Here is an 11,978-nt window from a genome sequence, read left to right on the forward strand (position 1 = left end):
GAACGCGGCCGTCGAAGCGGCGCGCGCCGGCGAACAGGGCCGCGGCTTCGCCGTCGTGGCGGGCGAGGTGCGCACGCTGGCCCAGCGCTCGGCCGCCGCGGCGAAAGAGATCAAGGCCCTGATCGTCGATTCCGTCAACAAGGTCGAGGACGGCACGAAGCTGGTCGACCAGGCCGGCATGACGATGAGCGAAGTGGTCGACAGCATCCGCAAGGTGAGCGACATCGTCGCCGAGATCGCCAGCGCCAGCGGCGAGCAGAGCACCGGCATCGAACAGGTCAACCACGCCATCGCCGACATGGATTCGTCCACGCAGCACAATGCCGCCCTCGTCGAGGAATCGGCGGCCGCGGCCACCGCGCTGCGCGACCAGGCCGACAAGCTGGCCGAAGTGGTCGCCCTGTTCCATATCGACGCGACAGCCATGACGGCACCGAAAGCCGCGCCTGCGCCCGCCCCCTCGCGCGCCGTCGTGCCCGTGAAGACGAAGACGAGCGTCCGCAAGCCGGCACCGAAAGCGGCATCGACCGAGGAGTGGGAAACGTTCTGAAGCCGTCCGTGCGTTCCCGGCCGAACCGGCGCGTCGGACTCGGGTTATCCTTGTGCTCCCGGACTGGAATGAGGCGAGGAGACGGAAAATGTCTTACGAGGAACGCGACGACTACGGCATGTACAAGAACAAGCATGGCAAGGGACCGGGCCCGGAGCTGATGGGCGCGAACACCCTGATCGGCGACCACGTCCACAACCTGCAGAACGAGCACCTGGGCGTCATCAAGGAATTCATGGTGGACATGCGCACGGGTGCCATCGTCTACGCCGTGATGTCGTCCAGCCGCTTCCTCGGGCTGGGCGAAAAACTCTTCGCCGTGCCCTGGCAGGTGCTGACCTTGGACCCGCAGCACAAGCGCTTCACGATGGACATCCCCAAGGAACGCATCGCCAGCGCGCCCGGCTTCGATACCGACCACTGGCCGGACATGGCCGATACGCGCTGGATGGGCGAGGTGCACGCGTACTTCGGCACCTCGCCGGTTACGGTTTGACCGGGCGACCTCGCTGAATCACGTCGTCCGATAATTGTCCAGGCTCGATTTGAGCTTGGCACCACAGCTCGTCACGTCGTCCTCGAAGGCGATCGAGACGCCATTGATGCGATGGTGCGCTGAACCGCTGGCGATCGTGCAACCGCTGTGCCCTTGAACTGGACAACTGCACGCGTCGCCAACGCAGGCCACGGGAATGCCATTCACCTTGAAATGGCTGGCACGGGCACTGATCACTTTTCCACCGTGACTTGTCGCGTCGCCTAGCCGAATCACATTACGCATGTTTGCCTCGATCAGTGCCGTGCAGTCGCCAGGTCTTTCATAGCCGGACTTTCTTCTGCCCCGAGAACAGCGCCAACCGTCGGCGGCTTGTAGTTTTCGGAGTCAACAGCCGGCTTCACCTGGTGCTTGAACACATCCCGGCCCTCCTGCTTGCTCAGGGACGCCTCTGTCGGAGGGCTGATGAACACGATGCTTGCCCCTGCGGGATCGCGCAGGTTGATCGCAGCCGACGTGCCTCCATGGATATAGCTGCCCATCACGCCCAGCGCCATCTGCATGAAGAACGTAGCGGCACCGGTATTGCCGAGGCGGCGATCGGTGTTGATGAATTGCGCCGTCTTACTTGTGTCGATCCCGGGCCCGCCCTGCGCGGCATAGGCATGCAGCACGCCTTCCAGGGTCGCCTGCTGGTCAACATGGTTGCCGAACGCACCGACGATCCGGGCCGGGCCTTTTGCGCGCTCCGCGTCAGGCAAGGTCTGCAACGCTTGCTGCCACCCGGCCTCAAGGATCTTCTGGCGGGCCTCGCGCCGCTTGACTGGCTCGCCGTGCTCGTCCTCGAACTTCACGAAGACAGGGCGGTGGATGTAGCCGAGCGAAGGCAGGTTGTCGAAGGCTTCCATCTGGTTGCGGTTCCATGGGACGGGGAACCACGGGGTCGGCTTCCAGTCCTTGGGCGGATCGTTCATCCAGCGGCGGAAGGCGGCCAGCGAGATGTCGGCTTCATTCTTGTCGAAGACCGGGCGCTTGGCGAAGACGGCTACGGCCTTCAGCCATTCGGCGACAGTGGGATTGCGGCCGCCGTCGAATTGTTCCGGGTGGGCAAGTTTTGCCGGCGTTGGTGCTGACTCCTTCAAGTGGTAGTACATCCTTCGAAGATTTTCCTGCAGATAGTCGTTGGCCGGGTCGTCCCATACGTAAGGTCGCAACGGCTCGACCCGCTCGCGTCGCGCCAAGACGAAAACAGCCGTGGAATCGGGCATGTCAGGGATATAGTAGCCATCCCTGATGAGCCGCGGAGCCTCTGGCGGAAGATCGCCATCACGTGTGGCCGAGCTGTCGTCCGCCAGAAGGATGACATATGGCAGGTCCGGATGGCTGTCGAAAAACGCGAACACCTGTTCTAGCAACTGGTCGGGGCGTTCGCTCAGCTGCCATGGTCCCGTGACGAACAGATGCCATGCCATGCCGGTGGTTTCCGCGCTGGCGGCCAGTCCTGCGATCGGCCGAAGCTCGCTCGGTTGTTGCGCAGGATCGGGAATCGGACTTCCGGCATAAAAGCTGGGGACGCCCCAGAACATCGGGGATGAGTCGGCGCCGTTTTCCAACGCGTCGCAGGCACGTCCACCGCTCGCGCCAATCTTGTCGTTAGCCGCCCATTCGTATTTGTTAGGATCCTGCTCGCGGATGCTGGTGAAGGGCGTCCCCATCTGAAGGACGTCCCACAGCTTCCCCTGCCGGTATTTTTCGTAGGTCACCCCAAGGCCGATCACTTCCAGCACGTATTCGCGGCGTGCCTTCCCGGCACGGGCGGCGGCTTCCTGTTCCTGGAGTTGCTGGTTTTTCTGCTGCCACTCGCGCTCGCGCGCGTTAGCGGCAGATGAAGCGTAAAGCCATTTGCCACCAAACAGCAGGATGACCAACACTAGCGGCACACTGAACCAACGCATTCTATCCATCGTCGTCTCCACGCTGACTTTTGCCAGTTCCGGGTGCAAGACCCGAAAATCGAGCATCATCCACAACAGGCATACAAAGGGAAAAGCGATGACCGCACCGGCAAAATACCGCCACGTCGCGGGTCGCTTGACGTCACTCGCAACTCCGATCGCCGGACTGCTCATGACGTCACCTTCATGTCGCTCGTCTGGGTTACGCGTTTTCCGGCCGTGGTCTCGGACACGACGATCCCCCACAGTTTCCCCGTCAACAGCGGAAGGCATGGAGGCAGGTTGCCGAAGCTGTAGTACTTTGCGTTGCCCTCGATGAGCTCACGCCGCCACGGTGGTTCGCACTGGAGGTAGGCACCGAAATCGGTCACGAACTTCTCCCATCTCAATATGCCGGGACGGGGTTTTTCCTTTGAATCCGGCATCTTCAACCGCCAATCCGCCACCGCACACAAATACGCATAAAACCTGGGATCACTGGACGCCTTCCCGCTCCCGATCGCGACATCATAAGCGGTCACCTGGCTATGGTTCCTGGCGCTGTCGAAGATGGCACTGTGAAAGGACTTTGCACCCAGTTCATGCTGCCAGCGCCGTCGCGCCACGTTCGGACTTTCGCCGATGACCGCGAGCACCCTGCCGTCCGGATGACGAATGGCGCTCAATACCGTGAACTTATCGTCTGGATTGGAATTGTTCGGATTCTTTTCGGCGTTGTACGCGGCCTCCATGCGCTGCAGGTCGCTCTTCCCCAGTAGCTGCGGCGACGCTGGATGCGTGGCATATCCGGCCGGGTCGGGGCGCTCCTCGACATGTCCCTTCATGCCGGCACTGCTCGTAACTGCGATGGCAGCCGTAATCGGATCGACCTCCTCGCACGGCCCACGATCGCCCGGTTTCAGCATCGCATGGCTGGACCCGGCAGGAAGCTTATCGGCATCGACCTGGTTGCCGCGCATGTCGGCCAAGCAGGGTTTAGGGAGGGTCTCGCCATTGATGGTGCGGATACCATTGCGCTGTTCTTCCGGCGTGTCGTACCCGCGGACCGGCCACCTTGCGATCGGCAACGAGGCACGCAGACTGCGTCCGCTGGACTCGACGTGGGCATGGTCATCTTCGCCCTTCAGGCGCAATGGGAAGTCGTGTGGCGGGAGTCCTACGAGCACGGGGCCGACCTTCTGCGCGCGCGGGTCCAGGCGCTGCTTCGCGGTGAATACGCGTTGGCGAAATCCCTCTCCCAACTCCGCGAGAGGCTGTCGCGCGATTTTTTCGGATTGCCAACGGGGAGCACCTGTCATGAAGCCCTTGCTGGCAGCAAAACCGCCGGCATCCAATTGTCCCTTCAACCGGGTACCGCGGATATAGTCCGGCACGCCCTGCCAGCCTATACCTTTCATGTTGTCGAGCGCGACCGTCATGTCTTCCGGGCTGAAGTAGAGGTAAACCTTGCCCCGGTTGTCGCGGTCCTCATCCGGCTTCCAGCGCCCTTCGACCATGCCGCCGCAACTGGTCTCGTCGATCTTCGCGAATGCCGGCTCGCTAGCCTTCGCCTTGGCGACACCTTGCACGATGTTGACCAGTGTCTGCAGCCTGGCGTTCAGGTTCTGTGTTCCGGATATTTGATCGTAATACGGCTTCATGACGCCATCCGTACCACCGGAAAACATATTGATAGCCTTGACCTTGAAGTTCGTGTCCTCGTCAAGACCATACGGAGGATGGGTCAGGATCAGGGTGTCGGCGGTACGTTCCCCGCGTTCGATCAGGAACGCCTGGGCGAGGAGACTGATCAGGCAGCCCTGGCTGTGCGCGACGATCGTGACCGTATCCTTCGGCTCGTAGTCGCGAATGATTGACACCAGTGCCGCCAGGCGACGGGCAGCCAGCACCATATACATGCGTCCCGGACCGTCACGTAATGGTCGCAACGGATCGTTCATGATGTCTGCCGGTGCACCGACGCCGCGATTCCACATGTCGGGCAAGGTGCTGGTGGCATTACCAAATGGCCCGCCTTCTTTCGACAAATCCTTGTCGAGGCGGTTGCCGTAACGGTCGGTTATCTGGCCATTGACCGTCTTCGTCTCGTCCCTGACTTCGCGAAATCCCCAGTAGAACGGAATCACCGGACTGTTCGTATCTTTACCCAGCTTGCGCTTGTAGTAGGCGTCATCCGGATCGTCGACCACCTGGTCTTTGTCGGTGGGCAGCGTGTAGTCCGCGGGCGTGAAGTGACGATACAAGCGCCGCTCCAGGCCCGCGCACAAGCCGGCTTCCACGTCGGCATACCCGGCGCCCACATCGTTCACGCCGTGGATAATGATGATGTTGCCCGGCTGCTCGCGCGGGTGTTCGATGACTTTGTCGGACACGCGCTTGTGCTGCAATACCGTCGTGGTCGTGTGCGCCACATACTCCGGTTTCGGATATTTTCCGGCCATCTTCTCCTCCCATGACGTTATTGTTCGCCACCTCGCATGAGCCCGATCTCGGCCATGTGCATCGCATCGCGTTCGATCAGGCTGGACTTGCCGTCGGCGCTGCTCCGGGCCTGTAACGCCGATCCATCGCTGAGCGCGATATTCAGCTTTGCGTCCTTGACGACCGCACCCGGCGGCCTCTCACCGGTCTCCAGCGGAATACCGGGCGCGTAACGGACCACGAGTTTCTGGTCCGCATTGCCATGGCCAAAACTCGGGAACCCGGCCGTCATGGTCTCCGGTCCGTCATAGAGAAAGTCTGGAGCATGGAACTTGAGCGGTTGTTTACTGCCAATGACGGGCGGACCGTCGCCCAGCTTCAGGAATGATCCGTCCTCGGCCACCAGCAGAATGACCTTGGCGGAGATTTTGGCCATACCTTCGGTCGCGGATAGCGTCAGGTTCTTGGCCGAGTTGATATCCGTATCGTCGTGCTGGCTCTGGAGCAGGACCTTGCCGAAGTGGGCGATACCGGTAAGGCCGTCATGGTGGGCGAACAGCGAGATGCCTTTGCCCGCGTTGAGATTGAAGCGCTGTCCTGCCGTCAGTTGCAGGTGCTGCTGCGCCACGGTATCGATGTTGCGTGCCGAATAGCTGACGATCGCACTAGTGCTGGCAAAGCCGATACCGGCTGGCGACGTGATGCCGATGACCGGCTCTCCCGGCTCGGCCGCTTCAGGCGCGGTGTTGCTGCCGTTTTCCCAATGCCTGAAGCGGGTCAGCAGTTTGTTCTGTTCCCCGGCGTCGAGCGACAGGCCATTGTGTTCAGCCGCGTAACTGCCAAGTGCGTTGCATAGCTCACCGCACTCGCGCAACAAGTCCAGGAAATCGTCGCGTGCCAGTTGTCTGCCTTTCGTGGCCGCGCCCCCCAACAACTTCCATGAACTCAGCAAGATGCCGCGGGCTGCACGCAAGGCGATCGTTTCATCGCTGCGCAACTCGGCCCCTTCGCCCCGCGGGGCGGCGCCGCCATCTCGGCGCGGCTCGGTCAAATAGCCCAGGTTCAACTCAGTCGACCCGTGGTCGCTCTCCAACTGCGCGCTGATCTGGCCCGGCGTATCGTCCAGTCGAAGCTGGTTGCCGCGCGCGCCCCTCACTTCGCGTGACCGGATACCGGACTGGTACTTCGTATCTGGCAATCGGCCCTCATGACGAAAGGCTGGCGGCAATGCCGCCCCGTTGAATACCTGTCCAACGATGATGGGCTTGTCCGGATCACCGCCGGCGAAGTCAACAAGTACTTCGGTGCCAACTGGAGGGAGCAGACGCGTGCCGCACTCGCCGTGTGTACCGAGCGCACTGCCGGCCCAACTGGAGGCGACGCGGACCCACGCCGAATCCCGGTCGGAATCGGAACTGCCTGCGCCCCCTGCATGAACATGGTCTTCCGGGCGGGCGGACTGAAAGCGGATCTTGACGCGTCCCAGCTCATCGCACCACACCTCCTCGTTCGCGGGTCCGACCACGATTGCCGTCTGCAAAGCGACAACCGGAAGCGGAGCGGGAGGAGGAACAATGCGGACGTCACGCCGCACACAGGTAAAGCAGACTCTGAAACGGATCGGCTCGCCCTTGACGTCAACGAAGTTGGCAGCGTCCCCGGTGTCCCAGCCATTGCGGTTCAACAGCCGGTCGACACGTGCGTCTATCTCGACCGGCAGGTTGTTCCGCGCCGCGATGCGTTGACTGGTGACGACGAAATCGCGTTCATTGGACGGGTGCATATCGATCTCGGGATGCCCTTGAAGGCTGAACCATTCACCGACCGACAGATCACGCACGCCTCCTTCACCGTAAAAATGCTTGGACTCATAATCGTGGTGCGCCATCCGGGCGTCGCCCAGGTCGAAAAGATCGCGTGCGGTATCGCCAATGTGAGGTGGTGCGACCCAGTAATCGTCCAGGACTGCGGCCAAGTCATTTCCTTGCACTCCCTGGTCGGCCCGTGACCGTGTACGAGCTGCCATGAAGGCATTGCCGGACGGCTGCTTGTAATCCCAGCTGTAGAGCGAAGCACTGCCCGGTTGCAAGCTACGGGAGGCTCCCCAACCATCGATTGCGTCACGTTCCTCCGTGGCGGCATCGCGGTGGAAACGCACGGAACCCGCCGTAGTTCGCGCAAGCTGATTGGGATCATCGAACAGCACGAGCGTGTGGCCAATAGCAGGCTCCAGTCCGGAGCGTGTCTCCTGGTCGGGCAAGCCGCTGCGGAACATCCACGCGACCCCTCGCCGCCACAGCAGGCGTCGGATGAATGCGGCATCAGATTCGTTGTGCTGCATGATCAGTTCGCGTTGCGGATGCTTGTTGTCGAGACCCGTAGCAACTTCCAGATCGAACGTCGCGCGCAGTACACCGCTGCGTGCGCGCCATTCAGACACCAGCGTCCTGACGACATCCAGTTCGCTCCGGTTACGAAACACACGCGTGTTGCTGCGACCTTCCATGACTGACATCGCATCGCGCATGACCAACTGGTACGTCGCGAGAGCGCCATCGCTTTGGCCGGATAGAGCCTCGGTGACGATCCCGCAGATGCGACGCAACTCGCCGCGATCGGTCACGATGCGCAGTTCGGCGGGCACACCGATGAAATCCTTCAGCGCCAGGCTCGCGTCATCCGCCACGCACAGAATGCGGTAAACAAAACCGCCGCAAATAGATTCACTGCCGAGCACACGTTGAGGCAATAGCACGTCATCACGTATGCCACCGGGCCGAGCCAGCGCAAGGCCTAGCGGACGTTCACGTGTGACGAGCCTGTACTCCGCCAATTCGATCGCCCGTCGCAAAACGCCTTTGCCCATTGGGAATCTCCTCGATGTCAACAGGCCATCCCGGCCAAATCGTGATCAGGAACTCAGGAAAGGCATAATGATTCACGCATGTCAGAGGTCTCATCATGCGTTGGCGCAATTTCAGTGGTGAAATCACAGGACATGGCGCACTACCAAGGCTGCCCAACACATGGGCGGTAAGGCGCTATTTCCGCCGGTTGTGTGAACCGGCGGAGCTGGCAGGACATTGCGCCCCGCCGTTGTTTACTTCTTCGGCGGCATCAGGTCGAGCAAAATCGCCGTCTCGGCCTTGATGGTATTGACGACGGTCGGCTTGAAGTCCGGCGCCCACTGCGGCGAGTGCGTACCCGGCAGCGGCTGGCCGGCCTTCTTCGCGGCGTCCAGGCGGGCGGCGTCGACGGCGCCCACGTGCAGCAGGATCGCCTTCACGCCCGGTTGCTGGCCATACTGCGAAAAGTCTTCCGACGTCATCTTCGGCGGCATCTCCTTCACGAACTCGGGGCCCACGGCGCCCTGCACGGCCTTCACCATGCGGGCCAGCGTCTCCGGATCGTTGTAGACCGAATCCGTACCCGGCTTCACTTCCACCAGCGGTTCCTTCGGCGCGCCGGCGGCCATCGCTTCGCCCTTCGCTTCGCGCGCGATGCTGGCCAGCACGCGCTTGCGCACTTCCGGCTTGAAGGTGCGCACGGACAGCTGCAAGGTCACCTGGTCGGGAATGATGTTCGCCTGCGTGCCGCCGTGGATGCTGCCCACGGTGATCACGACCGGGTCGATCGGGTTGTTCTCGCGCGAGACGAGCGTCTGCAGCGCCAGCACGATGCGCGACGCCATCACGATCGGGTCGCGCGCCTCGTGCGGCACGGCGCCGTGGCCGCCCTGGCCGAACACGGTGATGCTGACGACGTCGGACGACGCGCGGAACGGACCGGCGTGGTACATGATCGTACCGGACGGCATGGACGCGTCGTCATGGAACGACAGCGCGTAATCCGGCTTCGGGAAGCGCGTGAACAGGCCATCCTTCAGCATCGCGCTGGCGCCGTTCACCGGCTCCTCGGACGGCTGGCCGACGAGCATCAGCGTGCCGCTCCAGGCCTTGCGGTTCCCGGCCATCAGCTTCGCGGTGCCGTACCACGCCGACATGTGCAGGTCGTGGCCGCAGGCGTGCATCACGGAGACAGTGTCGCCGGCGGCGTTCTTCGTCGTGACCTTGCTGGCGAACGGCAGGCTCGTTTTTTCCTGGACCGGCAGTGCGTCCAGCTCGGTGCGCAGCATCACGGTCGGGCCGGGGCCGTTGCGCAGGATGGCGACGACACCGGTGCCGCCGACGCCGGTCGTGACGTCGAAGCCCAGCGCCTTGGCGCGCTCGGCCAGCTTGGCCGCGGTCTGGAGTTCGTTGAACCCGAGCTCGGGGTTGCGGTGCAGGTCCTGGTACAGCGTTTCGATGGCCGGGTAGCTGGCGTTCAGCTGTTCGGCGAACGGCGCGGGCAGCGCGGCGGCGCCGGCGGCCTGGGTGCCGATGACGCCCGCCAGGAACAGGGTGGTGCGGAGAATGCGGGAAGATTTCATGAGTATCCGTGAACAAAAAAAACGGGTGGACGATGCCGCCACCCTTTTTTACGCTAACAGATGCGTCCAAATGCGACAATGGATCGTTTAACAATTCCCATAGGTAGCCTGTGGAAACTACGTAGTGGAGTGTTGCGTAAAAGTTTCTTTACAGAATTTATTTTTCCAAGTGGAAAATATGATGCGTACAATATGCCCCTTCGTTTCACAAGGACTCACGATGGGACTCATTGCAAACATGAAGATCGGCCGACGCCTCGGCCTGGGCTTCGCCCTCATCCTCGCGATGACGGTGGCGATCGCCGCGGTCGGCGCGTGGCGCCTCACCGAAGTTGCCAACGCGACCAAGGCCATGATGGCCGTGCCGCTCACGAAGGAACGCCTGATCACGGACTGGTACAGCCTGAACTACGCGTCGATCCGCCGCACCGCCGCCATCGTCAAGAGCACCGACCCGTCGCTCGGCCCGTACTTCAAGGACGACGCGGCGGCCTCGGTGAAGCGCGCCGCCGAACTGCTCAAGCAGATCGAACCGCTGATCGCGGCCAGCGGTCCGGAACATGACCTGTTCGCGCAAATCGTCGAACAGCGCAAGACGTACAGCGCGTCGCGCGACGGCGCCGTCAAGGCCAAGGCCGACGGCAACGCGGACGAAGCCGCGCGCATCCTCGACCAGGCGTTCACGCCGGCCGCCGGGAAATACCAGGCACTGCTGCAAGACCTCGTCGCCATGCAGCGCACCAGCATGGATGCCACCGCCGCCGCGATCGATGCCGACGCGACGCTCAGCACCCGCCTGATCGTCATCTTCAGCAGCTGCGCGCTGGCGCTGGGCGCCCTCGTGTCGTGGCTGCTCACGCGCGGCATCGTGCTGCCGATCCGCGCCGCGGTGGCCGTGGCCGAGACGGTGGCGGCCGGCGACCTGACGCACGCGATCGAAGCGCATACGCAGGACGAGACGGGCGCCCTGCTGCGCGCCCTGCGCCACATGAACGACAGCCTGGTGGGCATCGTCAGCCAGGTGCGCGGCGGTACGGACACCATCGCGACGGCCTCGCGCGAGATCAGCGCCGGCAACCTCGATCTGTCGGCCCGCACCGAGCAGCAGGCCGGCGCGCTGGAAGAGACGGCCGCGTCGATGGAAGAACTGACGACGACCGTGCGCCAGAACGCGGACAATGCGCGCCAGGCCAACCAGCTCGCCATCGCGGCGTCGGCCATCGCCACGCAGGGCGGCGCCGTGGTCGGCGAAGTCGTCACGACGATGGGCGCCATCAACGCGTCGGCCAGCCGCATCGCCGACATCATCGGCGTCATCGACGGTATCGCCTTCCAGACCAACATCCTCGCATTGAACGCGGCCGTGGAAGCGGCGCGCGCCGGCGAACAGGGACGCGGCTTCGCGGTCGTGGCGTCGGAAGTGCGCAACCTCGCGCAGCGCTCGGCCGCCGCGGCGAAGGAGATCAAGGACCTGATCGCCACGTCGACGGCCAACGTGGACGCGGGCACGAAGCTCGTCGACCAGGCCGGCGCGACGATGGAACAGGTGGTCGGCAGCATCCGCCGCGTGACCGACATCATGGCCGAGATCACGAGCGCCACGCAGGAGCAGACGGGCGGCATCGAGCAGGTCAACCAGGCCATCGGCCAGATGGACCAGGTGACCCAGCAGAACGCGGCGCTCGTCGAGGAAGCGGCGGCGGCCGCCGCGTCGATGCAGGAGCAGGCGGCGACGCTGGCCGAAGTGGTCGGCGTGTTCAAGGTCGAGCGCGGGTTCAGCCTGGCTGCGCCGGTGGCGGCAAGGCCCGTCGCTCGTCCCGCCCTGCCGGCGAGCTTCTGACCCCTTACACCTTGCGCACGCTGCAGACCGTGTCGAACCACGACTGCATGCCCACCAGCGGCGCCGGGTTGACGGGCAGGATGGCATTGATGTTCACGCCGTTGCCCCGCCCGCCGTTGCGCGCGTCCCACCACACGCCGTTCGTGAGGTCGTCGACGCGCGGCGCCGGCGCAAGGCTCTTGCGGATCGGCGCCTGGCCGGTGGCATCCAGCACGGCGTCGCAAAAATACCTGTCCGAGATCGTGCACGACAACCCGATGTGGATGCATCCGAAGGTGGCGCGGCGC

At 63.2% G+C, this 11,978-nt stretch carries 9 protein-coding genes; 3 read left to right on the forward strand and 6 right to left on the reverse strand.

What is annotated here, in order from left to right; genetic code table 11:
• Window positions 1-550: methyl-accepting chemotaxis protein (locus tag ACEN88_RS14295; protein WP_413340552.1), on the forward strand; the 550-nt coding region annotated here is incomplete at its 5' end.
• A gap of 88 nt (window positions 551-638) precedes the next feature.
• A complete protein-coding gene (locus ACEN88_RS14300; protein WP_413340554.1) occupies window positions 639-1,046 on the forward strand; it encodes a PRC-barrel domain-containing protein in 408 nt (135 codons plus the stop codon).
• 18 nt (window positions 1,047-1,064) lie between these two features.
• Here the strand turns inward: ACEN88_RS14300 and ACEN88_RS14305 are convergent, their stop codons facing one another.
• The 5 genes from ACEN88_RS14305 to ACEN88_RS14325 form a co-directional block, all read right to left on the reverse strand.
• Complete coding sequence (locus ACEN88_RS14305) at window positions 1,065-1,331, reverse strand: PAAR domain-containing protein (RefSeq protein WP_413340555.1); 267 nt, start codon at window positions 1,329-1,331, stop codon at window positions 1,065-1,067.
• 11 nt (window positions 1,332-1,342) lie between these two features.
• On the reverse strand, window positions 1,343-3,175 hold the full coding sequence (locus tag ACEN88_RS14310; protein WP_413340557.1) for a DUF2875 family protein: 1,833 nt from the start codon (window positions 3,173-3,175) through the stop codon (window positions 1,343-1,345).
• Window positions 3,172-5,442 (reverse strand): DUF3274 domain-containing protein, encoded by a 2,271-nt coding sequence (locus tag ACEN88_RS14315; protein ID WP_413340558.1) that lies wholly within the window; start codon window positions 5,440-5,442, stop codon window positions 3,172-3,174. Before ACEN88_RS14315 ends, ACEN88_RS14310 begins: the two co-directional genes overlap by 4 nt.
• A 17-nt stretch (window positions 5,443-5,459) precedes the next feature.
• Window positions 5,460-8,288, reverse strand: a complete 2,829-nt coding sequence (locus ACEN88_RS14320) for a type VI secretion system Vgr family protein (RefSeq protein ID WP_413340560.1) — start codon at window positions 8,286-8,288, stop codon at window positions 5,460-5,462.
• Between the two features lie 234 nt (window positions 8,289-8,522).
• A complete protein-coding gene (locus ACEN88_RS14325) occupies window positions 8,523-9,851 on the reverse strand; it encodes an amidohydrolase (protein WP_413340562.1) in 1,329 nt (442 codons plus the stop codon).
• Between the two features lie 220 nt (window positions 9,852-10,071).
• On the opposite strand from ACEN88_RS14325, the gene ACEN88_RS14330 reads away from it, so the two are divergent.
• A complete protein-coding gene (locus tag ACEN88_RS14330) occupies window positions 10,072-11,691 on the forward strand; it encodes a methyl-accepting chemotaxis protein (protein WP_413340564.1) in 1,620 nt (539 codons plus the stop codon).
• A 4-nt stretch (window positions 11,692-11,695) separates the two neighbouring features.
• Here ACEN88_RS14330 and ACEN88_RS14335 read toward each other — a convergent pair.
• Window positions 11,696-11,978: hypothetical protein (locus ACEN88_RS14335; protein WP_413340566.1), on the reverse strand; the 283-nt coding region annotated here is incomplete at its 5' end.

Origin of the sequence: Massilia sp. CT11-108, assembly GCF_047302915.1 — a bacterium.
GTDB classification, from domain to species: Bacteria; Pseudomonadota; Gammaproteobacteria; order Burkholderiales; family Burkholderiaceae_D; genus Telluria; species Telluria orientalis.

Excerpts from the sequence above, each read along its gene's own strand:
- ACEN88_RS14310 (WP_413340557.1), bottom strand. The coding sequence starts at position 3,175 with ATGAGCAGTCCGGCGATCGGAGTTGCGAGTGACGTCAAGCGACCCGCG.
- ACEN88_RS14305 (WP_413340555.1), bottom strand. The coding sequence starts at position 1,331 with ATGCGTAATGTGATTCGGCTAGGCGACGCGACAAGTCACGGTGGAAAA.
- ACEN88_RS14330 (WP_413340564.1), top strand. The coding sequence starts at position 10,072 with ATGGGACTCATTGCAAACATGAAGATCGGCCGACGCCTCGGCCTGGGC.
- ACEN88_RS14325 (WP_413340562.1), bottom strand. The coding sequence starts at position 9,851 with ATGAAATCTTCCCGCATTCTCCGCACCACCCTGTTCCTGGCGGGCGTC.
- ACEN88_RS14300 (WP_413340554.1), top strand. The coding sequence starts at position 639 with ATGTCTTACGAGGAACGCGACGACTACGGCATGTACAAGAACAAGCAT.
- ACEN88_RS14320 (WP_413340560.1), bottom strand. The coding sequence starts at position 8,288 with ATGGGCAAAGGCGTTTTGCGACGGGCGATCGAATTGGCGGAGTACAGG.
- ACEN88_RS14315 (WP_413340558.1), bottom strand. The coding sequence starts at position 5,442 with ATGGCCGGAAAATATCCGAAACCGGAGTATGTGGCGCACACGACCACG.